This is a genomic window from Yoonia maricola (genome assembly GCF_002797915.1).
In the GTDB taxonomy this organism is placed as follows: domain Bacteria; phylum Pseudomonadota; class Alphaproteobacteria; order Rhodobacterales; family Rhodobacteraceae; genus Yoonia; species Yoonia maricola.
This window is the reverse complement of sequence record NZ_PGTY01000004.1, coordinates 307453-329373: the sequence shown is the minus strand read 5'-3', so window position 1 is coordinate 329373 and position 21921 is coordinate 307453. Positions and strand designations below refer to the sequence as shown.

Below are 21921 nucleotides of genomic sequence, written 5' to 3'. Positions count from 1 at the left end.
CGAGATCGTGATACCACGGGCTTTTTCTTCGGGCGCGCCGTCGATCTGGTCATAGGCCTGGAAGTCACCAAAGTACTTCGTGATCGCCGCTGTCAGCGTCGTCTTGCCGTGGTCAACGTGGCCAATCGTGCCAATGTTCACGTGCGGCTTGTTACGTTCAAACTTTTCCTTAGCCATGAGAGGCCTCCTTCAATTTTATCGGGGCGGTGGGTTTCACCCACCCTACGGGTTGTGGTGGTAGGGCGGGGCCTGCCCCGCCGCACCGCTTATGCGTATTTCGCTTGGATCTCTTCCGAGATGTTGCTTGGCACTGGCTCGTAGTGGTCAAACTGCATCGTAAACTGCGCGCGACCGCTCGACATGGAACGCAGCGTGTTGATGTAGCCGAACATATTCGCCAACGGCACCATTGCGTCGATTGCAATGGCGTTACCGCGAGTGTCCTGACCCTGCACCTGACCCCGACGCGATGTCAGGTCACCGATGATGCCACCGGTGTATTCTTCAGGTGTGATCACCTCGACCTTCATGATGGGCTCAAGCAGTTTCGCACCAGCCTTGCGCATACCTTCACGCATACACATACGGGCTGCGATTTCGAACGCCATGATGGACGAGTCAACATCGTGGAACTTACCGTCGATCAAAGCCACCTTAAAGTCGATCACGGGGAAGCCAGCCAACGGGCCGTTATCCATGACAGACAGGATACCTTTTTCAACGCCCGGGATGTATTCCTTGGGCACAGAACCACCGACGATGCGGCTTTCAAACGAATATCCTTCGCCCGGCTCTGTCGGGGAAATGATCATCTTCACTTCGCCGAATTGACCAGACCCACCAGATTGCTTCTTGTGGGTATAGGTGTGTTCAACTTCGTGGCCGATAGTCTCACGATAGGCCACTTGCGGCGCACCGATGTTCGCCTCAACTTTGAACTCACGCTTCATGCGGTCGACAAGAATGTCGAGGTGCAATTCGCCCATGCCCTTCATGATGGTCTGACCGCTTTCAAGGTCAGTTTCCACGCGGAAGGAAGGATCCTCGGCAGACAGACGCTGCAACGCGATGCCCATCTTTTCCTGGTCACCCTTTGTCTTTGGCTCAACGGCGATCTCGATCACGGGATCAGGGAACGTCATTGTTTCAAGAACCACAGGCTCGGCAACGGAACACAAAGTGTCACCTGTCGTTGTGTCCTTCAGGCCGCCCAGCGCGATAATATCGCCAGAAAACGCTTCCGAGATTTCATCACGGTCGTTGGAGTGCATGATCATCATACGGCCAACACGTTCTTTTTTGCCTTTGGTGGAGTTCAGAAAGGTATCACCCTTTTCCAGCTTACCAGAGTAGATCCGTGTGAATGTCAGCGAACCAACAAACGGGTCGTTCCAGATTTTAAACGCCAGCGCAGAGAACGCCATGTCATCGTCCGCACGGCGGGCGATGTTACGCACTTCGTCTTCGTCGCCGGGCTTAAAGCCCATATAGTCAACCACGTCGAGCGGGCTTGGCAGGTAGTCAACAACAGCGTTCAGCAGTGGCTGAACACCTTTGTTCTTGAACGCAGAGCCACCCAGAACAGGTACGAAAGACATGTTCAGTGTCGCCTTGCGGATCAAGCTGCGCAGGGTTGCGACGTCAGGCTCGTTGCCTTCCAGATACGCTTCCATTGCATCGTCGTCCTGCTCAACCGCACCTTCGATCAGCTTTTCGCGCCATTCAGCCGCAGTTGCCTGCAGGCTGTCGCGGATAGGAGCTTTGGTCCAAGATGCACCAAGGTCTTCACCCTGCCACAACCACTCTTCCATGGTGACGAGGTCAACCAGGCCTTCCAGCTCGGTTTCCGCACCAATTGGGAATGCGATTGGCAGTGCGCGTGCGCCTGTGCGGTCTTCGACCATTTCGACACATTTGAAGAAGTCAGCGCCAATTTTATCCATCTTGTTGACGAAAACCATACGCGGAACTTTGTAGCGGTCAGCCTGACGCCATACAGTTTCTGTCTGCGGCTCAACACCAGCGTTGGCGTCAAGAACACATACAGCACCGTCAAGCACAGCCAAGGAACGCTCAACTTCGATTGTGAAGTCAACGTGGCCGGGTGTGTCGATGATGTTCAGGCGGTGCTTTGGGCTGTCGGCAGTTTCACCATCTTCTGTGCGTTCCCAGAATGTGGTTGTCGCAGCGGATGTGATTGTAATGCCGCGCTCTTGCTCTTGCTCCATGTGGTCCATGGTCGCCGCACCATCGTGCACTTCGCCGATGTTATGCTCTTTACCTGTATAGTACAGGATACGCTCAGAGCATGTCGTCTTACCGGCGTCGATGTGCGCCATGATGCCGAAGTTGCGGTATAGATCGAGGGGGTACTCGCGTGCCATCTTGATACTTTCCTATTACCAGCGGTAGTGGCTGAACGCTTTGTTCGCGTCGGCCATCTTGTGAGTGTCTTCACGTTTCTTAACGGCTGTGCCGCGGCCGTTGACCGCATCCATCAGCTCGCCTGCAAGACGCTCTTCCATTGTGTTTTCGTTGCGCTTTTTCGCAGCAGCGATCAACCAGCGGATGGCCAGTGCTTCGCGGCGCTCGGGGCGCACTTCAACAGGCACCTGATATGTCGCACCACCAACGCGGCGCGAACGCACTTCGACGGCTGGCTTGATGTTATCAAGGCTCTCGTGGAAGACCTCAACCGGGGACTTCTTCAACTTGTCTTCAACGCGGTCAAAGGCGTTGTAGACGATCCGTTCGGCGACGGATTTCTTACCGTCAACCATCAGGTTGTTCATGAATTTTGTCAGAACCAGATCACCAAACTTGGCGTCTGGCAGGACTTCGCGTTTTTCAGCGGCGTGACGACGTGACATCTAATCTCTTCCTTACTTAGGACGCTTCGCGCCGTACTTCGAACGGCGTTGCTTACGGTCTTTGACACCTTGTGTATCAAGCACACCGCGCAGGATGTGGTAACGCACACCTGGAAGGTCTTTGACACGGCCGCCACGGATCAGAACCACTGAGTGTTCCTGAAGGTTGTGGCTTTCACCTGGGATGTAGCTGATGACCTCAAAACCGTTTGTCAGGCGCACTTTGGCAACCTTACGCATGGCCGAGTTCGGCTTCTTAGGTGTCGTTGTATAAACGCGCGTACAGACGCCGCGTTTTTGAGGGCAGCCTTCCATATGCTGCGACTTCGACTTTGTGACTTTTGGCTGGCGCGGCTTGCGGATCAGCTGCTGAATCGTTGGCATCGTTTGATGTTCCCATCTATTCACATGTTGCGTCCGGCAAACGCGGGTTTCAAAAATGCTTCCAATTCGGAAAGCACAAAAATTCCGCAGTCGAACCCTTACCGGAGGTTCGGTGCGGTGAGCTCCAGAGGAACAAAGCTATAAAAGCGCTCGGTTCTTGGCCACGACGTGGTATGATATCGGGACGGCGAGGGTTCCCCCTCAGCCCGGATGAGCGGCGTATAGGGGGAGTCTTTGAGCCTGTCAACAGCAGGCCGAAAGACCAATTGCAGCATTACTGCACTTCTGCCGATCACCCCAATAATACCAACCGATATCCTATAACAAAGAGCTTTTATTGCTTAACAGCGGTGCCCTGCCCCACCTGTTGATCCCAAGGCGTCAACCCCACGCCACCCCATGAAACCCATCAAGATGGAAACCCCCATGACCCGGATCACACTCAGCATCATCACGCTGGCCGCTCTGTCAGCCTGTGCGACGACACCCAATGAACCCACAATCAGCGCTTCGGATGTAAACCGGGCCTTTGACGAAGCCACAGAAATCAGCAACCTGCCACTCACCGCCACCGCGAACCTGCCAACCGGAGCGGTCACCTACACCGGTCAACTCGGCGCAGATGTCAGCGGTGATGCGCAAGGCAGCATCCTTGGCGACATGACCATGCGGGTTGATTTTGCCGATAATGACATTGATGGCAGCGTGACCAACATCAACCTGATTGATCCCAACGGCATGCCAAACCAGCGTTTCGACGGCAGGCTTGATATCGACGGGGTGGAAAGCAGCGGGCGGCTGGATGCCTTTGCATCGGGTGAAATCACCGGCGTGGATAACGATGGGTTCGAGGTGGACAGCCAGATGCTGCTGACGCTGGACGGCGATGTTTACGATGATTTCGACAATGGTGACGCGGTCTTTGGGTCAGCCGAAGGCACCGCGCGGGGCGATTTCGATATGAACGTTGATGGCGTCTTTTTCGGCACCGCCGACTAAGCCTATCTAACCCGGTCCGGTACAACACTGTGCCGGACCTTCAACTGCGTCTCGCGGTAAAGGGTGAAAAGTCCCGTCGCCACAACAACAGCACCCCCCGCAAGCGCCAGCGCATTGGGCCATTCACCAAAGACCAGCACACCCAGCACCAGCGCCACCAGCAGGCTGGTATAACGGAACGGGGCGACAAACCCGATTTCGCCAGAACGCATCGCACTCACCGAGGCGATATAACCAAAAATCAGAAAACTCATCGCACCTGCCAGCTGCAGACCCGATGTGACGGTAAAGGGCTGCCAGTTGATAAACAGCGACCCAACGCCACCAAGGCAGGTCACACCCACGGCGGCGACCAAGGCCACAAACACAGACGGCACCTCGCGCGACATGCGGCGCACGGCGATGTCACGCATCGTGATGCAAGCGACCGCACCAACGGCATAAAGGCTGTAGATACTGAAGTCCGCGCCACCGGGTTGAATGATCAGGATCACACCGACAAAGCCCACAAAAATCGCCGTCAACCGGCGCCAGCCCAGCGCCTCGCCCAAAAACAAGGCGGCGGCAAGGCTCACGCTCAGGGGCAGCACCTGCAAAATCGCACTGACATTGGCGATAGGCATATTGAACAGGGCCGTCAGGAAAAAGAACGTGCCACCCAACTCACCCGCCGTGCGCAGCAAAAGAAAGCCCCAGTCACGCACCGCAAACCGAAATCGTAGCTGGCCCAGCACCCGGCACATCAGCGCCAGAAAAATGACGGCGCCGACACCGCGAAAAAAGATCGCCTGAAACAACGGAATTTCATCAGACAAGGCCTTCATGAACGCGTCGTTGACCGTGTAGGCGCACATCGCACCCATCATGAAAAGCGCACCGCGCATATTGTCTGAAAGAACTGGCATTGCTGAGGCGTATCAGCGTGCTCTTGGCAAGGCCAGTGCTAGCGCAAAACATGCACCGCGCATTTCGCGTGTCTTACCACCTTGGCCGCAGTCGACCCTAATAGATAATCCTGCATACCGGGCTGGTGACTGGCCACGATGATCAGATCAATATCGTTATTATCGGCATGGGTCAGAATAGTGCGGGAGGAATGGCCTTCGACAACGCGGGTGGTGGCACCGTCAACACCTTCCACCAGCGCTTTCAGGCTCGCGACGATATTGGCTTTGGCTGCTTCCAGATGACCTTCCGGCAGATATTCAGTGGCATATTTTGGCAATTGCTCCATCACATGAAGGCAGGTGATTGAACCGCCCTCCGTACAAAGTGCCTTGGCAATCTCCATGGCACCTTGTGCGTTCCGGTCAGCTTCGTATGAAACGGGAACGAGGATATTCTTGTACATCTGAGACTTCCTTCTTTGGTTGTCCCAAGACTATTCCAATGACCGCCCTCGCGCTTTGATCTACGTCACTCTTTTCTAATGCTGCTCCGGCACCAAAATCTCGCGCTTGCCAACATGGTTCGCCGAACTCACAACACCTTCATCTTCCATCTGCTCCACCAGACGCGCGGCTTTGTTATAGCCGATCGCCAGTTTGCGCTGGATGTAAGAGGTGGAACATTTGCGATCCTTGATCACAATCGCCACAGCGGTGTCATACAGCGCGTTTTCGCTATCGGATCCATCACCAAGACCCAGCACCAGATCAATGCTGCTTTCCTGATCATCAGCCGGGCCTTCAACAACGCCTGACATATACTCAGGCGGACCAAAGCCTTTCAGATGGTTGACGATCTCCTCAACCTCTTCATCGCTTACGAACGGCCCATGCACGCGGGTGATCTTGGAGCCACCAGCCATATAAAGCATGTCACCCATGCCCAACAGTTGTTCGGCCCCCATTTCACCCAAAATCGTGCGGCTGTCGATTTTTGAGGTCACTTGGAAAGAAATCCGGGTGGGGAAGTTCGCCTTGATCGTGCCGGTAATGACATCCACAGATGGACGCTGTGTGGCCATGATCAGGTGAATACCCGATGCCCGCGCCATCTGTGCGAGGCGCTGAATACAGGCTTCGATCTCCTTGCCCGCAACCATCATCAGGTCGGCCATCTCATCTACGATAACGACGATGTAAGGCAGGATTTCCGGCTGGAACTCTTCGGTTTCAAAGATCGGGTCACCGGTTTCATCGTCAAACCCGGTCTGCACCGTCCGGCTGAACATCTCATTCTTGGCCAGCGCATCTTTCACCCGGCCATTGAAACCATCAATGTTACGCACGCCCATCTTGGACATTTTGCGATAGCGTTCTTCCATTTCGCCCACGACCCATTTCAGGGCAACAACCGCCTTTTTGGGGTCAGTCACAACGGGCGACAGAAGATGCGGAATGCCGTCATAGACGGAAAGTTCCAGCATCTTGGGGTCAATCATGATCATCCGGCATTCTTCCGGCGTCAGCTTGTAAAGCAGCGACAGGATCATCGTGTTGATCGCCACGGATTTACCCGAACCCGTCGTACCAGCGATCAACAGGTGAGGCATCTTGGCAAGGTTCGCCACAATCGGATCACCGCCGATATCTTTGCCCAGCGCCAATGGTAGTTTCTGATTGCCGTCGCCGAAGTCACGGTGGGACAAGATCTCGCGCAAGACGACCTTCTCACGATTCTCATTTGGCAATTCGATACCAATAACGGACCGGCCGGGCACGGTGGAGACACGTGCAGAGAGGGCCGACATCGAACGGGCGATGTCATCCGACAAACCAATGACACGAGAGGCCTTCAAACCGGGTGCAGGCTCCAGTTCGTACATCGTGACCACAGGACCCGGACGGACAGAGACGATCTCGCCCTTCACGCCATAGTCATCCAGCACGCTTTCCAGCATGCGGGCGTTTTCTTCTAACGCTTCATCACTCAGATGATGGCGCTGAATATCGATCGGGTTCGACAGCAGGCCCAGCGGCGGATGCTCGTAGGACGCATATTTATCTTCAAACTTCAGCGCAGGCTGCGCCTCGGCCTTGGCCTGACGCGACGGCGCAGGCGCCCGTTTCGGCGGGTGCTGCACCACACTGCGCGGCTCTGGTGCCGGGGCCATGCTGGGCGGCGTAGGCACATTGACCTCTGGGATCGGCGTATGTGGCGCTGCCATACGCGGGGCCTCTTCGATGCCCTCGACCAGTGGTTCATCCTCATCCAACGGCTCAAACACCAATGGCGCAGGACCGCGACCTGCAGTCAACGATGGTTCAATCCGCACACCCGTAGGCGATGGCGGCACCGAGCGGCTCTTGATTGCATCCGCAATACGCGCACTCACGCGATCAGTATCCGCAGGCAGCGCATCAGCAACAGGCTCGGGCGTCACCAACTCTGGTTCAGGCATCGCCTCATTACGCTTAAGCAACCCGGACAAGAACCCAGCCTGCGGTTCAGGTGTTGGGGTCCGCGCAGGTGCAGAAAGCGGCGGGGCGGGTGGCATCTTAGGTGCGGTCAACGGCGGTTCACTCGTTGGGACAACAGGGTTGGCACGCACAACCGCTGCGGCGCGGGTGCGGGGGTCTTCCTGCAATGGCGGCACAGTGAAAGCATCTTCGAAAACAGGCTCGTCTTTGCGCGCTGCACGCGTTTCAGCGAACTGTTCACGCCGTGCCTGAACAGTCGCGTTCATGCCCTGAGCGGCTTGTGCTGACATCGCAGCCCCTTTGCCCAGAAGGCGCAATAGCGTCGCATAAAGCATCACCGTACCAAGCAAGATGAAGCGCCCTGCAACCCTCATCTCAGGCTTGGTAAAGCCCAACACAAACGCCATCAGCGCAAGCAGCCCCACACCCGTCAGCAAGGAAAAAAGCTTCACCCCAAAAATCGGGCCCAACGGCACAACCGTCAGGATCACCCCCAGAACAGTATCGCCAAACAGGCCACCCAAACCAAAGTTAGCAGGCCAAGACAGGCCGGGGGTCAAGGTCGCGGCATGCACCGAGGCCAAAATGATTGCAACGGGGGCGAAAATCAAACGACCAATGGCGCGTTCCTGCCCATGATGCAGCACAAAGCGGGCACCCCATGTCAGCAACACGACAGGCACAACCCAGATGCCCAGACCAATGACCATCATCAAGGGTGCTGCAGCCGAAGCGCCAAAATGCCCCAGCCAGTTCTGCACAGGGGCATCCGTCGCGGAAATCCAGCTTGGATCGTTGGGGGAATAACTGCCCACCATCGCGGCAATCAGCAGGCCGACGAAAATCAGACCAAGGCCCAAAAGCTCTTTGGTGCGTTTTTCAATCGCTGCCTGCGTTGTGCTGTCCAAAAGCGGGTCGCGCCGCCGGGATTGGTAAGATGCCATACTGCTATTCCTCAATCGTACAAACAGTCGCGGATCAAGGTCAGACCGCGCTGCATTTCTTGTGTTGGGGCCACCATGGCGACCCGAATGTAATTCTTGCCGGGGCTATGCCCGTCTGTCTCTTTGCTTAGGTAGGCACCGGGCAGCACACGCACGCCGGTGTCCTGCCACAGCTTGACGGCTGCCGTTTCACCGTCCGCGACAGGCAACCACAAAAAGAACCCCGCCTCGGGGGATTTGTAGCCAGCGACGTGACCCAGAATATCGTCCGCAATCTCATACTTGCGATGATACAGGGCACGGTTTTCCACAACATGCGCCTCATCATCCCAGACGGCCGTCGCGACCGCCTGCAAAGGTGCGGGCAGCGGCGTACCGGCAAACGCCCGCAACTGACGCATCCGGGCGATAGACTGCGGACCACCGGCACAAAAGCCAGAGCGCAAACCGGGCAGGTTTGACCGCTTGGACAGAGAATGAAAAATCATCACCCGCTCAGGATCGGCACCCATCTCGGTCGCGACTTGCAAAGCACCCGGTGGTGGCGTCTTGCGGTAAATCTCGGAATAGCATTCATCGGCGAAGATGATGAAATCATGCTTCTCGGCCAACGCGATCAGGTCACGCCAGTAGTCTTTACTGGCAACCGCGCCCTGCGGATTGGCTGGCGAACAAGCATAGGCAATCGCAGTTCGGTCCAGCACATCCGCTGGGAGCGCATGGTAATCCGGTAAATGCCCGGTCGCTTCGGTCGCAGGCACAAAGACAGGTTCCGCGGCAACCGAAAGGGCCGCCACTGCATAGACCGGGTAAAACGGATTGGGGGTCAGAATAACAGGCTTGCTGTTCTTTTCTTCGGGGCAAAGCGCCATCGCCGCATTATAAAGCCCCTCGCGGGTGCCATTGAGGGTCAGGATTTGTGCGTTGGGCACATCCAGCCCGTAACGACGGTTCAAAAACCCACCAATCGCGGTCAACAAAGGCTCTTGCCCGTTGTTGTCAGGATAGTTGCCAAATCCGGCCAGATTTTCCGCCAGAATATCCCCCACAAACGCAGGAAACGCATGGCGCGGTTCGCCAATCGTCATGTTGATCGTCTCGGACGCTTTCGTCGGCACGTCCAATAGTGCACGCAAGCGTGGCCACGTCGCTGCCGGAAGGTCCGAAAACCGCTCAGGAAATACCATAACTGCCTCAATACGCCGGATCATTTGCGCCCGGCTTTTTTACAAACTAGCGCGGGAGAGGCGGGCCTGTCCAGAAGAAGGGGCAGGTCAGGGGGTTTTTGTGGCTTTTTGGCCAGTTACCTAAGGGTTGCGGCATTGGTCATGGGCTGCAATCATTCACTATCAAAAGGGGACAAAGATCAATTGCCAACAATTGCATCCAGTGCTGACGATATGATTCCAAATATGTCGCCTGAGGTTCAACCGGGCGAGTATGCCTTCATCTCGACGCAAGACGCGGGCTTGATTGCCAAACTATCGCCCGAAGCCGTAGGCACATTCAAAGAAGCTGAAGGCCTTTCGATGCTGGTACCCGCGGCCTTTGCCGATGATACATCCGTGCCGATGAAGTGCATCACGCTCAACGTCTATTCCTCGCTTGAAGGCGTGGGGCTGACGGCAGCAGTGTCATCAGCTTTGGGCGAACATGACATTCCGTGCAACATGGTCGCTGCCTGCCACCACGACCATGTATTCGTGCCTGCGGATAAGTGCGATCAAGCAATGGCAGTGCTTACGGCATTGCAACAACGCGCGGCGAACAAAGCTTAGGCTAGCGCCCGCTCCGCTGCAGCAGCGACTCTTAACAACGCCTCCTCTGTCCCATTTTGCCCATTCAGCATGATCCCACACGACGGCACCCCAGTCGGCAGCGTCACCGAACACACATCCATCAGGTTCGCGACCCGCGTGTTGCGCAGCGCCAACAGATTCTCGGATTTGTAGTAGTCGTCATCGTTCAACAACCGCTCCGCATTGGGCGGCAGGATCGGCGCTGTTGGCATGATCACCGCGTCGAATTGCGCAGTCTCGGCATGGTACTGTTTGCGGATGTCGCGCAGCAGGTTCCAGCCTGCGCAATAGTCGGCCCCGCCAACCGATCTGCCTCCCCGCACCCGTTCCAAAATCTGCGGGAACATTTTTTCGGGATGCGCCTCGACCAGATCACGCCACCAGCCATAGCTGTCGGCGGCATAAAGGTTACCTGCCTGCGCGAAAGCATCAAAGAACTGCGCAAAGTAGCGATGTTCGATCTGCGCGCCCGCCGCTTTCAGGCGCGCCACGGCCCCTTCAAACGCCGCGCGCGGGGCCTCGCGCACATCGTCGGGCACAATCGTATCCAGCACCATCAGACGGACACCTTCGAGGGAGTTACCAGTCAAATCCGCAAGCTTTCCACCCTCCAAGATCGCCAACAACAGGTTGGCATCCTCGACCGAGCGGCACAAAGGCCCGACCGTATCAAAGGTCAAACACAGCGGCACGACCCCATCCAAGGACAACCGCCCATGCGTCGTCTTCAACCCCACCAGATCATTCCAAGCTGACGGTATCCGCACCGACCCGCCCGTATCAGAGCCGATCCCAGCGGCGGCCAATCCAAACGCGACCGAGGCCGCGGCCCCGGACGACGACCCGCCTGGCACGGCATCATGATCATTCACGCACGGGGGCGTCGCGGTGATCGGGTTCAGGCCCAGCCCGGAAAAGGCAATCTCGGACATATGCGTTTTACCTAGACAAACCAGCCCCGCAGCCGTTCCAGCCTGCAACACCACTGCGTCATGCTCGGGCACACGACCTGCCATCAACGCCGTCCCGGCTTCTGTCCCTATACCAGCCGTATCGAACAAATCTTTCCATGACACAGGCACACCATCCAACGGCCCACGGCGCAGGCCCGCTTTTGCACGTTCTGATGCCGCCTTTGCCTCGGCGCGTGCCCGCTCATGCGTCACGCGCGCATAAATCCGGTCGCGGAATTCATGGGCGTCGATAGCGTCCAGATACACCTCTGTCAGCGCAACAGGATCAATGTCCCCTGCCCCAATCCCGCGCCCTAGGTCCGCGGCTGTCATCCATCGCCAGTCTTGCATGTCATTCTCCCGGTTCGCGCATGACGGTAGCGGCCATGAGGCGCATGGACAATCCCGCCCGGGCGCGCATATTGCGACGTATGAACACAGACCTGATCATCGTTGGCGGCGGCCTGAACGGACCCGCCTTGGCACTGGCCGCAGCGCAAGCCGGTTTCACAGTGACCATCATCGACAGCTTGCCGCTGGACACCCGCAAGCGCGTCAACTTCGACGGGCGGTCATATGCGCTCGCCCACGCGTCCATGCGGCTGCTGCGCGGGATCGGCGTCTGGCCCAAGATCAGCGACAAGGCCCAGCCGATGCTGGAGATAAAAGTCACCGACGGGCGCGCAGGTGAAGGGCCTTCGCCTTGGATGATGCACTTTGACCATGCCGAAATCGAAGAAGCTCCTATGGGCTACATGGTCGAAGACCGGCACCTGCGGCGCGCCTTCCTTGATGCGATGGCGAAAGACAAACGGATCACCCATCTGTCTGGTGAAACGGTTGTGGCGCAGTCGGTGGATGCAGCCGAGGCCACAGTTACACTTGCCTCTGGCAAAGACATCTCCGGCAAGCTTCTGATTGGTTCCGATGGACGCAAAAGTGGCACGGCGGAACGTGCCGGGATCAAGCGTACCGGCTGGGGCTATGGGCAAACAGCCGTCGTCTGCGCGGTCAAGCATGAAAAACCACACGGCGGCATCGCGCATCAGTTCTTCATGCCGGGTGGTCCGCTGGCCATCCTGCCCCTGACCCAAGACCGCAGTTCCATCGTCTGGAGCGAGACTGACACGCGGGCGCAGGCCCTCATGGCGATGAGTGATACAGATTTTCTGACCGCCCTGCGCCCCGCCTTTGGCAGCTTCCTCGGGCAGATCAGCCTCACTGGCGCGCGGTTCAGCTATCCCCTCGGCCTCACGCTGGCCAACAGCTTTATTGCCGACCGCGTGGCCTTGATCGGTGACGCCGCCCACGGCGTGCACCCTATTGCCGGACAGGGGCTGAACGCCGGCCTGCGCGATGTAGCGGCCTTGGCAGATGTGCTCGAAAACGCACGCGGACGGGGCGAAGACATTGGCGGCGCGCAGGTGCTCGCGCGCTATCAGCAATGGCGGCGGTTTGACACAACGACGCTGGCATTGGCGACCGATACGTTCAACAGGCTCTTTTCGAACGACAACCCGTTGCTACGCGCCGCGCGCGACATTGGCATGGGGTTGGTCAATGCCGCACCGGGGTTGCGGCGCACGGTCATCCGCGAAGCGGCCGGGCTGACCGGAGACTTGCCCCGCTTGATGCGTGGCTAACCGCACGCGTCGAATCGGCGGTCGTTCACAAGCGCGCGGGGCAGAAAACCACGCGCAACGCATGTGTTGCGCGCTTTGACTATGCGAACAAGACACCATTACGCATCGCAACCAGCAACACGTAAATGACACCAAAGCACTGTTGAATAAGGCGAAATTGCGGCAGATATCGCAATATTAACATATCGCCCATGTAGATTGTAATTTTATTTACATTAAAATCAAGCATGTTCATATAGTTGCGAAAAGTTCTTTCTGTATACAATAGAATAAATTTACAAATCTATTAGTGGCGCGCTGGTCGGGATAGGTGACCGCCGCGCCGCGCAAACACAGTGTGGTTGCCGCCCACAGGCGCCCACACCTCAGATAGCAATACAATAAGGAGGAGCACCACATGGCAGAGGAAACAACAAACGCAAGGGCTGCAAAGGCTGGGGCGGACTATTGGAAGGCCAATGTCCGCATCATTCTGGTCAGCCTCGTCATATGGGCCGTCGTGTCCTTTGGTTTTGGCATCCTGCTGCGCCCGATGCTGTCCGGCATCGCTGTGGGCGGCACTGACCTTGGGTTCTGGTTTGCCCAACAAGGCTCTATCCTTGTCTTTCTCGCGCTGATCTTTTTCTACGCTTGGCGGATGAACAAGCTCGATCGCGAATACGGCGTAGAGGAGGACTGATCGCATGGAACAGTTTACCATCAATTTGCTGTTTGTCGGCGCATCCTTCGCGCTCTACATCGGCATCGCGATTTGGGCCCGTGCGGGGTCCACGTCAGAATTCTATGCTGCGGGCCGGGGTGTACACCCTGTCACCAACGGCATGGCCACCGCGGCAGACTGGATGTCTGCGGCATCTTTCATCTCGATGGCGGGTCTGATCGCTTTCACAGGCTATGACAACTCCACCTATCTGATGGGTTGGACGGGTGGCTATGTGTTGTTGGCACTGCTACTGGCACCTTACCTGCGCAAGTTTGGCAAATTCACCGTGTCCGAATTTATCGGTGATCGTTTCTATTCCCCAACAGCGCGCATGGTTGCTGTGATCTGTCTGATCGTGGCCTCGGTCACTTACGTGATCGGTCAGATGACGGGTGTGGGCGTAGCCTTTGGCCGCTTCCTTGAAATCTCGAATACGGCTGGTCTGCTGATCGGTGCTGCCGTGGTTTTCGCCTATGCGGTGTTTGGCGGCATGAAAGGTGTGACTTACACCCAAGTGGCGCAATACGTCGTGCTGATCATGGCCTACACGATCCCTGCTGTGTTCATCTCACTACAGCTGACAGGCACCCCAATCCCGGCGCTGGGTCTGTTCTCTGAGACCGCATCGACAGGGGCGGAAGGCAGTGTTTACCTGCTAACCAAGCTTGATCAGATCGTCACCGACCTTGGTTTTGCAAGCTATACTGAGGCACATAAAGACAACCTCAACATGGTTCTTTTCACGCTGTCGCTGATGATCGGTACGGCGGGTCTGCCGCACGTCATCATGCGCTTCTTCACCGTGCCAAAAGTGTCTGACGCACGTTGGTCTGCCGGTTGGGCGCTGGTGTTCATCGCTTTGTTGTACCTCACAGCCCCTGCTGTTGGTGCCATGGCGCGCCTGAACATCACCGAACTGATGTGGCCAAACGGAACGTCGGGTGAGCCGGTATCAGTGCAAACGATTGAAACCGCACCAGAGTACGACTGGATGCTGACATGGCAGAAAACCGGTCTTCTTGATTGGGAAGACAAGAACGGCGACGGCCTGATCCAATACTACAACGACGAGACCGATGCGATGGCTGAAACGGCTGCTGCAAACGGTTGGGAAGGCAATGAGTTGACCAACTTCAACCGTGACATCCTTGTGCTCGCGAACCCGGAAATTGCCAACCTGCCGGGTTGGGTGATCGGTCTGGTGGCCGCTGGTGGTCTGGCGGCAGCGCTGTCCACGGCTGCCGGTCTGCTTCTGGCGATTTCCTCTGCGGTCAGCCACGACTTGCTGAAAGGGCAACTGACACCAAACATGTCTGAAAAGGCAGAACTACTGTCAGCCCGTATCGCCATGGCAGTCGCCATCGCCGTGGCAACAGTCCTTGGATTGAATCCCCCGGGCTTTGCCGCGCAAACCGTGGCGCTGGCCTTTGGTCTGGCGGCAGCGTCGATCTTCCCCGCCTTGATGATGGGTATCTTCTCAAAGCGCGTGAACAACGTGGGCGCTGTTTGCGGGATGCTGTCGGGTCTGATCTTCACACTGGTCTACATCTTCCTGCACAAGGGGTGGCTGTTCATCGCCGAAACGAATTCCTTCCCCGACACCGTTGATGGCTCCCTCTTCGGGATTCAGTCCACTGCGATCGGCGCGATCGGTGCTTTGATCAACTTTGGTGTCGCCTACGGTGTCTCGTTGATGACCAAAGACACGCCGCAAGAGATCAAGGAACTCGTCGAAAGCGTCCGGATCCCCGCGGGTGCCGGTGGTGCCGTCGATCACTAGGACAAGCGGGCCAGCAGCGCATGTTGCTGGCCCATCTCCGTTATTGCGAGGCATCTGAATGGCCGACACAGCACTTGCCTTCCTCAAACAACTGCACCCTTACGACGCCCTGCCTGAGCGGGCGTTTCATGCGTTGTGGAAAGAGGTGATGTTTCGGACGTATCCCAAGGGTACAGCGATATATGACCTTGGCGAAGAACTTGACGGTCTGTTCATCATCGAAAGCGGTCAAGTCACAATCCGCGACGAAAACGAAAACCAGATTTCACAGCTTGGGCGCGAAAACTCCTTCGGCGAACGTGGGCTGATGAAGGGCGGCATCGCCGTGACCTCCGCCCGTGCGCAAGAGGATGCGCGCCTGATCTGTATTCCACCCCCCGTGTTCCACAAGCTGCGCGCGGACCACAAGGCCTATCGCCGCTTCTTTGACCGGACCCGCGAGGCAGAGACAACAGATGCACTCAGCCAGTTTGACCTGACACGCGTGCAGGTCGAAACGCTGATGGTGCCGAACCCGGTGACCTGCGCACCAACCATGACCATCCAAGACGCTGCGCGAAAGATGCAGGAAGATCGCATTTCCTGCCTTTGCGTGGTCGAGAAGAAGAAGCTGACAGGTATTCTGACCATCCGTGATCTGTCCGGCAAAGCACTGGCCCAAGGGTTGGCCCATGACACGCCGGTCAGCGAAATCATGACACCCGACCCTCGGGTTCTGTCGCGATCGGCCATCGGCTCTGACGTGCTGCATATGATGATGGAATACCGCTTGGGCCACCTGCCTATCGTCGAGGCGGGCAAGCTGGTGGGGATTGTCACCCAAACCGACTTGACGCGTTTTCAGGCGTCCAACACCGCTGGCTTCGTGTCCGAGGCCGCGCGCGCCAAGACCGTTGATGACCTTACCGCCGTCACCAAACGCATCCCCAACCTGCTGGTCCAACTGGTCTCTGCCGGCAACCGGCACGATGTCGTCACACGCATGATCACCGATATTGCGGACGTCGTGACCCGGCGCTTGCTGGCGTTAGCGGAAGATAAATACGGCCCACCCCCGGCCCGCTATGTCTGGCTCGCTTGCGGGAGCCAAGGGCGGCAGGAACAAACGGGGGTGTCCGATCAGGACAATTGCCTGATTTTGGAGGACGATCTGAGCGAGAAAGAACTGGCTTACTTTGAACCTTTCGCGCAATTCGTCAGCGACGGCTTGGACGCCTGCGGATACGTCTACTGCCCCGGCGACATGATGGCGACGAACCCGCGCTGGCGGCAGCCCGTTTCAGTTTGGCACGACTACTTCCAGCACTGGATCAGAAGTCCCGGCAAAGAGGCGCAGATGCTGGCCTCGGTCATGTTCGATTTGCGGCCCATCGGGGGCGACTTTAGTCTGTTTGATGGGCTGCAGGCGGAAACGCTCAAAGCTTCCGCCGCCAATTCGATCTTTACCGCCCATATGGCCACCAACGCGCTGACCCACGGCACACCGCTGGGGATGCTCAAAGGGCTGGCGACCATCCGTTCAGGCGAGAACCGCAATACGGTGGATATGAAACTCAGCGGCGTCGTACCCGTAGTGGACCTTGGCCGCATGTATGCCCTGCAAGGTCAGCTTGTCCCGGTCAATACCCGCGCGCGTTTACAAGCGGCTATCGCGGGCCGCGTCATCAGCGAAAGCGGCGGGCGTGACCTGCTGGACGCCTACGATCTGGTCGCCCAAACACGGCTGGAGCATCAGGCCCGCCAGATCAAACAGGGCAAAGCGCCGGATAATTTCTTACCACCAGCGGACCTGTCCGCCTTTGAACGCAGCCACTTGCGCGATGCGTTCGTGGTGATCAAAACAATGCAATCGGCCTTGATGCAGGGACGCGGCGTTTTGGGCTAACATGAAAAACAGGGAGGAGACCTGATGTTTTTCGAATTGATCGGCACCATCGTGGCCGGCGCTACCGCCGCGTTGCTGGTGTGGGCGTTAAACAGAACGCTGAAAGGGCGACTGCCGAAATGGCTGATCCCGGCGTCGGCGGGTGCTGCGATGCTCGCTGCGACGATCAGCAGCGAATACAGCTGGTACGACCGGACCGTGGCCACCATGCCCCAAGGCATGGTCGTCGCGCAAACAATCGAAGAAACCGCGTTTTACCGTCCGTGGACCTACACCGCGCCATTCGTTTCGCGCTATGTGGCGGTGGACCAGCAAAGCACCCGCACGCATCCCAACCAACCTGACCAACGCCTTGTTGATCTGGTGTTTTACGGTCGCTGGACGCGCACCGCCAAAGTGCCCATGCTGTTCGACTGCGCCGAAAGCCGCCGCGCCGATGTGGTTGATGGGATCATCTTTGCCGAAGATGGCACAGTAACTGACGCAACGTGGTTCCCGCTTGAAGCGACCGACCCTCTGCTGAAGGTCGCCTGCGAGGAGACGTAACATGACCCACCTTAGTCTGCGCTTGCGCGTCTTCCTCTTCTTTGGCCTCATCGGCATCGGAGGCGGTGTCGTTATTCTTGGCGCATTGGTTCTGGGGTATCGGCAACTGGGGATGCCAGAAGCGTTTTCGTCTTTCACGACCGTCGGGGTTGTCGCGTTTCTGGGCGTTTTGGCGCTGGTCACCTTTGTCTGGCGGTTGTTCGACGAAAACATCAGCAAACCCATCGAAGCGTTAGCCGCACAAATCCGGGTGCGCGCGGATTCCGGCATTGAGACCACGCTGGATGAAAAAGCCGCCCGATACCTTGGTGACCTTGCCCCTGCCGCTTGCGCGATCAGCGACAAGCTGGGCCAAGCATCGCTGGCCACAGCCGAAACCGTGGCGCAAAAGACCGCCCGCCTCGAACGTCAGCGCGCGCAGCTTTTGCGCATCCTGTCGGATATACCCGTCGCAGTGATCGTCGCGACGCAGGACGACCAAATCGTGCTCTATGACGGGCAGGCCGCCGACCTGATGGAGAACGAGGCACCCGCCCGATTGAACGCCTCGGTCTGTGACTATCTGGATGAAGGCACATTGCACGCCACGCTCGCCAAGATGAAAAAGCAAAAAGAGATGCGCCGCCCGATCACCATCAAGGGTAAGTCGGAGGCGATTTACTCTGGCCACATCCGTGTCTTTGACGACAACAGCGGGTATATGGTGATGCTTGAACCGCTGGACCCGGATGCAGCGCGCCCCTTGGTCTATGACTTTGATCTATTCGATCAGGTGCCAGCCACCGACATCACCGAAACCGCCCTGCGCGATCTGACGTTCGTTGTGTTTGACAGCGAAACCACCGGGCTTGACCCGCAGAAAGATGATGTTGTGCAATTGGGTGCCGTGCGGATCGTAAACGGGCGGGTCATCACCTCAGAGACGTTTGACGCGCTCGTTAATCCGGGGCGACCTATTCCTGCGCAATCAACCAAAGTGCATGGGATTACTGACGAAATGGTCTCAGACGCACCCGCGTTTGGCGTCGTCCGCGAGAGCTTCCAAAGCTATGCGGCAGATGCTGTTCTTGTAGCCCATAACGCACCATTCGACATGGCGTTTCTCAACCGTGGTGAAACGACTTTCCAGAACGCCGTGATGGACACGGTGCATTTGTCAGCCATCGTCTTTGGCGGATCGGCGGTGCATACGCTGGATGCCCTGTGCGACAGGCTTGAGGTCATTATTCCTGAAGACTTGCGGCACACTGCATTGGGCGATGCGATGGCAACCGCCAAGGCTTTTGCCGCCCTCTTGCCCATCCTCGAAGCACGGGGATTCCAGACGTTTGCTGAAGTGCGTAAAGAAGCGCTCAAGCATCGCCGCATTCTTGAGGTGCACGCATAAAGCAGCGCAAAGTGCCCGGCGGCCCATCTGGGGCGGCCCGGCAATCGGCTATAGAGAGAGAGGAAGATCAAGGGGGGCGGGCCCGCCTGCACGGTTCTCACTCTCGGCATGCCATCACTGACTTGCCGAAGCGTTGCTGTGGCCCTGCACCCTGTTGGGGGTGGTCTGTGGGCCAACGAAAACCTGATCTTGACCGGGGCGGTGTGACGCGCCCCGTGGGTGGATATCCGAAGATGACATTACCCGCACAAGGCTTGCGAAAGCGTGACGTGACCGTGCGGTGGGGTCAGGTGCCGGGTAGCCCCAGATCGAAACCATCCAGCGATTTCATCATCAGAAGGTCAGTGCGCGGCTGATCTGCGACAATGACCGATCTTGGACGCCGCCCAAAGGTCTGAAAGCCAAGGGACTGATAAAGGCCCAGCGCCGCCGCGTTCGTTTCGTCCAAAGTCAACTCAACCTGAGAAACGCCATCATTTACCAGCCAGTCAAGTGCGGCTTTCATCAAGCTGCGACCAACGCCGCGGCCTTGCATCATGGGTACTACGTAAAGCGGGCCAATGTCAGCGGTATGCCGGAGCCTTTCGACACTGCCCCGACGGAAAACAACAAAGCCTTGCAGGATGTTCCGCTCAAAAGCACCGAGGTAAACCGCGCCACAAATACGTTGTGCAAAATCTGCATCAGAGATCGCGCGCAGCTCGTCTTCGGTCAATAGAAACAAGTCCGGGGTCCGCTGTAGACCGTCAACCCAAAGGGTGCGCAAGAGGCTTGCATCATCAGGTGTCAGGCGGCGCAGCTCCAGGTCAGGCATCACCCCAACGGGCGCGCCTCATCCATCAGCATTACTGGAATACCATTGCGGATCGGAAAGGCGACTTTGCCCGATTTGCTGATCAGTTCCTGCTTATCTGCATCATAGGTCAGCGTTTCTTGGGTCATCGGGCATACCAATGCCTCAAGCATCTTGGGGTCAAATGCTGTTGCGCTCATTGCATCACCTCTTCACCTGATCCGCCACGCAGGGCGAATTCGATCAATGTCATGAGCGTTTCGCGGCGGGTGGTCAAGGACGGGGCCTCGAGCAGCGCCTGCTTATCCTCAGGTTCAAACGGACAGAGCATAGACAGGGAATTGATAAGCAACTCATCCTCGGCCTCGCCCAGGCTTTCCCAATCTGTGGACAGCCCTTGGTCAACCAGATAGCGGCCCAGCGCCTCCATGAATTTTTCACGATCAAAGCTGGTGTCTTTTTCAACCGGTCCCAGATCGCGTTCGAACCCACTCCAATCCACATTGCAGCGTCGGTAAGGCGTGAACCCTTCCACCTCTTGCGTGATGCGAAAACGCGAGGCACCGGACATGGTAATCATATAGCGCCCGTCCTCGGTTTCCGAAAAGGCAGTTACCTTGCCCGCGCAACCGATGGTATGCAGCTTGCTGTCCCCACCGGGCGCATCATAGGGCTGCACCATCCCGATCAGCCGACATGGGGTTTTCAGGACATCATCCAGCATTGCCAGATACCGCGGCTCAAACAAATGCAGCGGCAAGCGGGCACGCGGCAAAAGCAGCGCACCGGGCAACGGGAAGACCGGAATAGTGTCCGGCAGATCGGTCTTTGATATCATATCAGTGAACGTAGGTCGAACCTTTGATCAGGCAAATATCATTGACGAGAGCTTGCGACGGCCATTGAGCACAATGGGGTCTTTGGCATCATGTGCATCGAAAATGGTGAAAAGCTGGGTCTTTGCCGCGCCATCATTCCACTCGCGATCCCGGCGGAACAGTTCGAGAAGTTGGTTAACAGCCTCCTCGGCCTGCCCACTGGCATGCAAGGCTGTCGCCAAATCAAAGCGGGCTTGGTGGTTGTCTGGATCAGCCTCAACCGCATCCTGCAATTCAGTGACGGGGCCAGCGTTTGCGGCCTCGCGGGCAAGCGTGATCTGTGCATGGACCGCTTCCAGCAAAGGATCGGTCGAAATCTCGGCAGGGGCGCCGTTCAGGATCGCCTCGGCCTGATCCACATCATCAAGTGCCAGATAAGACCGCACAAGGCCCGCATAGGCGGGAGCATTGTTGGGTTCTTCCTGCAAAATCGCAGCAAAGGTTTCTGCCGCATCCGCAGCGGCCCCTTCTTCCAGCATCTGATCTGCCGCTTCAATCGCCGCACTCAGTCCTTCTGCCTCTGGATCACCGGCAAGGGCAGCAATCTTATCGACAAAGGCGTCAATTTCGGACGGCGGCAAAGCCCCCTGAAAGCCATCAACAGGCTGGCCATTGAAGAACGCATAAACTGTCGGGATCGACTGCACCTGCAGCTGGCCCGCATAGGCCTGGTTGGCATCAACGTCGATCTTGACCAGCTTGACCCGGCCTTTGGCTTTGGTCACCGCTGCTTCAATGGCTGGACCCAGTGTTTTACAAGGGCCGCACCACGGTGCCCAGAAATCCACGATCACCGGTACTTCTTTGGACGCTTCGATCACATCTGCGGCGAAGCTTGCGTCGGTGCCATCTTTGATCAGATCAGCGGCGGCACCTGCGGTTGCATCCAATTCCAGCATGTCTGTCTCCTTCAACATCTCGTTGCGTCCTATATGTGCGCTCAAGACGGTAAGGCCAAGGGGCAAAGCGGCTTTACCATTGCGCAAACGCCA

21 protein-coding genes are annotated in these 21921 nt (G+C 57.4%); 8 read left to right on the top strand and 13 right to left on the bottom strand.

Annotated elements, in window-relative coordinates:
- From BC777_RS18470 to rpsL, 4 genes are all read right to left on the bottom strand, one after another.
- Window positions 1-177: GTP-binding protein (locus tag BC777_RS18470; RefSeq protein WP_245834379.1), on the bottom strand; the 177-nt coding region annotated here is incomplete at its 3' end.
- Window positions 178-266: 89 nt separating this feature from the next.
- Window positions 267-2384 carry an elongation factor G gene (gene fusA / locus BC777_RS18465; RefSeq protein ID WP_100369681.1) on the bottom strand — a complete coding sequence of 706 codons (2118 nt, stop codon included), beginning with the start codon at window positions 2382-2384 and terminating at the stop codon, window positions 267-269.
- Between the two features lie 15 nt (window positions 2385-2399).
- Complete coding sequence (gene rpsG, locus BC777_RS18460; protein ID WP_100369680.1) at window positions 2400-2870, bottom strand: 30S ribosomal protein S7; 471 nt, start codon at window positions 2868-2870, stop codon at window positions 2400-2402.
- Between the two features lie 12 nt (window positions 2871-2882).
- Window positions 2883-3254, bottom strand: a complete 372-nt coding sequence (rpsL, locus tag BC777_RS18455; RefSeq protein WP_008232574.1) for a 30S ribosomal protein S12 — start codon at window positions 3252-3254, stop codon at window positions 2883-2885.
- A gap of 426 nt (window positions 3255-3680) precedes the next feature.
- Here rpsL and BC777_RS18450 point away from each other — a divergent pair, with 426 nt between their 5' ends.
- Window positions 3681-4253: a hypothetical protein gene (locus tag BC777_RS18450; protein WP_168769220.1), complete on the top strand. Its 573-nt coding sequence runs from the start codon at window positions 3681-3683 to the stop codon at window positions 4251-4253.
- A gap of 2 nt (window positions 4254-4255) precedes the next feature.
- Here BC777_RS18450 and BC777_RS18445 read toward each other — a convergent pair whose 3' ends face one another.
- The 4 genes from BC777_RS18445 to BC777_RS18430 form a co-directional block, all read right to left on the bottom strand.
- A complete protein-coding gene (locus tag BC777_RS18445; RefSeq protein WP_100369678.1) occupies window positions 4256-5158 on the bottom strand; it encodes a DMT family transporter in 903 nt (300 codons plus the stop codon).
- Window positions 5159-5196: 38 nt separating this feature from the next.
- Window positions 5197-5604 (bottom strand): universal stress protein, encoded by a 408-nt coding sequence (locus tag BC777_RS18440; protein ID WP_100369677.1) that lies wholly within the window; start codon window positions 5602-5604, stop codon window positions 5197-5199.
- 75 nt (window positions 5605-5679) lie between these two features.
- Window positions 5680-8562, bottom strand: coding sequence for a DNA translocase FtsK (locus tag BC777_RS18435; RefSeq protein WP_100369676.1), 2883 nt, complete (start codon window positions 8560-8562; stop codon window positions 5680-5682).
- An 11-nt stretch (window positions 8563-8573) separates the two neighbouring features.
- The gene (locus BC777_RS18430) at window positions 8574-9773 is read right to left on the bottom strand and encodes an aminotransferase class I/II-fold pyridoxal phosphate-dependent enzyme (protein ID WP_245834481.1); all 1200 of its coding nucleotides are present in this window, start codon (window positions 9771-9773) and stop codon (window positions 8574-8576) included.
- Window positions 9774-9890: 117 nt separating this feature from the next.
- Here BC777_RS18430 and BC777_RS18425 point away from each other — a divergent pair, with 117 nt between their 5' ends.
- Entirely contained in the window at window positions 9891-10340 is a 450-nt protein-coding gene (locus BC777_RS18425; protein ID WP_100369675.1) for an ACT domain-containing protein, read from the top strand.
- On the opposite strand, the gene BC777_RS18420 is transcribed toward BC777_RS18425, so the two are convergent.
- The gene (locus BC777_RS18420) at window positions 10337-11665 is read right to left on the bottom strand and encodes an amidase (RefSeq protein ID WP_100369674.1); all 1329 of its coding nucleotides are present in this window, start codon (window positions 11663-11665) and stop codon (window positions 10337-10339) included. The genes BC777_RS18425 and BC777_RS18420 overlap by 4 nt on opposite strands.
- A gap of 44 nt (window positions 11666-11709) precedes the next feature.
- Between BC777_RS18420 and BC777_RS18415 the strand changes: the two genes are divergently transcribed.
- The 6 genes from BC777_RS18415 (at window position 11710) to BC777_RS18390 (ending at window position 19258) form a co-directional block, all read left to right on the top strand.
- Entirely contained in the window at window positions 11710-12957 is a 1248-nt protein-coding gene (locus tag BC777_RS18415) for a UbiH/UbiF/VisC/COQ6 family ubiquinone biosynthesis hydroxylase (RefSeq protein ID WP_100369673.1), read from the top strand.
- A gap of 397 nt (window positions 12958-13354) precedes the next feature.
- On the top strand, window positions 13355-13636 hold the full coding sequence (locus BC777_RS18410) for a DUF4212 domain-containing protein (RefSeq protein WP_100369672.1): 282 nt from the start codon (window positions 13355-13357) through the stop codon (window positions 13634-13636).
- A 4-nt stretch (window positions 13637-13640) separates the two neighbouring features.
- The gene (locus BC777_RS18405; RefSeq protein ID WP_100369671.1) at window positions 13641-15440 is read left to right on the top strand and encodes a sodium:solute symporter family protein; all 1800 of its coding nucleotides are present in this window, start codon (window positions 13641-13643) and stop codon (window positions 15438-15440) included.
- A 58-nt stretch (window positions 15441-15498) separates the two neighbouring features.
- On the top strand, window positions 15499-17325 hold the full coding sequence (locus tag BC777_RS18400; protein ID WP_100369670.1) for a DUF294 nucleotidyltransferase-like domain-containing protein: 1827 nt from the start codon (window positions 15499-15501) through the stop codon (window positions 17323-17325).
- A gap of 24 nt (window positions 17326-17349) precedes the next feature.
- Complete coding sequence (locus BC777_RS18395; RefSeq protein WP_100369669.1) at window positions 17350-17871, top strand: hypothetical protein; 522 nt, start codon at window positions 17350-17352, stop codon at window positions 17869-17871.
- A gap of 1 nt (window position 17872) precedes the next feature.
- Window positions 17873-19258 (top strand): 3'-5' exonuclease, encoded by a 1386-nt coding sequence (locus BC777_RS18390; protein WP_100369668.1) that lies wholly within the window; start codon window positions 17873-17875, stop codon window positions 19256-19258.
- A gap of 286 nt (window positions 19259-19544) precedes the next feature.
- Here BC777_RS18390 and BC777_RS18385 read toward each other — a convergent pair whose 3' ends face one another.
- From BC777_RS18385 to BC777_RS18370, 4 genes are read right to left on the bottom strand one after another with little or no spacing between them, the layout of a single operon-like run.
- Window positions 19545-20072 carry a GNAT family N-acetyltransferase gene (locus BC777_RS18385; protein WP_100369667.1) on the bottom strand — a complete coding sequence of 176 codons (528 nt, stop codon included), beginning with the start codon at window positions 20070-20072 and terminating at the stop codon, window positions 19545-19547.
- Window positions 20072-20251, bottom strand: a complete 180-nt coding sequence (locus tag BC777_RS18380; protein WP_100369666.1) for a Trm112 family protein — start codon at window positions 20249-20251, stop codon at window positions 20072-20074. The genes BC777_RS18385 and BC777_RS18380 overlap by 1 nt, the downstream gene beginning before the upstream one ends.
- Complete coding sequence (locus BC777_RS18375; protein ID WP_100369665.1) at window positions 20248-20889, bottom strand: LON peptidase substrate-binding domain-containing protein; 642 nt, start codon at window positions 20887-20889, stop codon at window positions 20248-20250. The genes BC777_RS18380 and BC777_RS18375 overlap by 4 nt, the downstream gene beginning before the upstream one ends.
- A gap of 27 nt (window positions 20890-20916) precedes the next feature.
- On the bottom strand, window positions 20917-21828 hold the full coding sequence (locus tag BC777_RS18370; RefSeq protein WP_100369705.1) for a thioredoxin family protein: 912 nt from the start codon (window positions 21826-21828) through the stop codon (window positions 20917-20919).
- Between the last annotated feature and the right edge of the window lie 93 nt (window positions 21829-21921).

What these genes read in the sequence shown, in the direction of transcription:
- BC777_RS18395 (WP_100369669.1), top strand. Translation starts at nt 17,350, where the DNA reads ATGTTTTTCGAATTGATCGGCACCATCGTGGCCGGCGCTACCGCCGCG.
- BC777_RS18440 (WP_100369677.1), bottom strand. Translation starts at nt 5,604, where the DNA reads ATGTACAAGAATATCCTCGTTCCCGTTTCATACGAAGCTGACCGGAAC.
- BC777_RS18410 (WP_100369672.1), top strand. Translation starts at nt 13,355, where the DNA reads ATGGCAGAGGAAACAACAAACGCAAGGGCTGCAAAGGCTGGGGCGGAC.
- rpsG (WP_100369680.1), bottom strand. Translation starts at nt 2,870, where the DNA reads ATGTCACGTCGTCACGCCGCTGAAAAACGCGAAGTCCTGCCAGACGCC.
- BC777_RS18370 (WP_100369705.1), bottom strand. Translation starts at nt 21,828, where the DNA reads ATGCTGGAATTGGATGCAACCGCAGGTGCCGCCGCTGATCTGATCAAA.
- rpsL (WP_008232574.1), bottom strand. Translation starts at nt 3,254, where the DNA reads ATGCCAACGATTCAGCAGCTGATCCGCAAGCCGCGCCAGCCAAAAGTC.
- BC777_RS18435 (WP_100369676.1), bottom strand. Translation starts at nt 8,562, where the DNA reads ATGGCATCTTACCAATCCCGGCGGCGCGACCCGCTTTTGGACAGCACA.
- BC777_RS18390 (WP_100369668.1), top strand. Translation starts at nt 17,873, where the DNA reads ATGACCCACCTTAGTCTGCGCTTGCGCGTCTTCCTCTTCTTTGGCCTC.
- BC777_RS18405 (WP_100369671.1), top strand. Translation starts at nt 13,641, where the DNA reads ATGGAACAGTTTACCATCAATTTGCTGTTTGTCGGCGCATCCTTCGCG.
- BC777_RS18445 (WP_100369678.1), bottom strand. Translation starts at nt 5,158, where the DNA reads ATGCCAGTTCTTTCAGACAATATGCGCGGTGCGCTTTTCATGATGGGT.
- BC777_RS18415 (WP_100369673.1), top strand. Translation starts at nt 11,710, where the DNA reads ATGGACAATCCCGCCCGGGCGCGCATATTGCGACGTATGAACACAGAC.
- fusA (WP_100369681.1), bottom strand. Translation starts at nt 2,384, where the DNA reads ATGGCACGCGAGTACCCCCTCGATCTATACCGCAACTTCGGCATCATG.
- BC777_RS18430 (WP_245834481.1), bottom strand. Translation starts at nt 9,773, where the DNA reads ATGATCCGGCGTATTGAGGCAGTTATGGTATTTCCTGAGCGGTTTTCG.
- BC777_RS18450 (WP_168769220.1), top strand. Translation starts at nt 3,681, where the DNA reads ATGACCCGGATCACACTCAGCATCATCACGCTGGCCGCTCTGTCAGCC.
- BC777_RS18400 (WP_100369670.1), top strand. Translation starts at nt 15,499, where the DNA reads ATGGCCGACACAGCACTTGCCTTCCTCAAACAACTGCACCCTTACGAC.
- BC777_RS18425 (WP_100369675.1), top strand. Translation starts at nt 9,891, where the DNA reads ATGGGCTGCAATCATTCACTATCAAAAGGGGACAAAGATCAATTGCCA.
- BC777_RS18375 (WP_100369665.1), bottom strand. Translation starts at nt 20,889, where the DNA reads ATGATATCAAAGACCGATCTGCCGGACACTATTCCGGTCTTCCCGTTG.
- BC777_RS18385 (WP_100369667.1), bottom strand. Translation starts at nt 20,072, where the DNA reads ATGCCTGACCTGGAGCTGCGCCGCCTGACACCTGATGATGCAAGCCTC.
- BC777_RS18420 (WP_100369674.1), bottom strand. Translation starts at nt 11,665, where the DNA reads ATGCAAGACTGGCGATGGATGACAGCCGCGGACCTAGGGCGCGGGATT.
- BC777_RS18380 (WP_100369666.1), bottom strand. Translation starts at nt 20,251, where the DNA reads ATGAGCGCAACAGCATTTGACCCCAAGATGCTTGAGGCATTGGTATGC.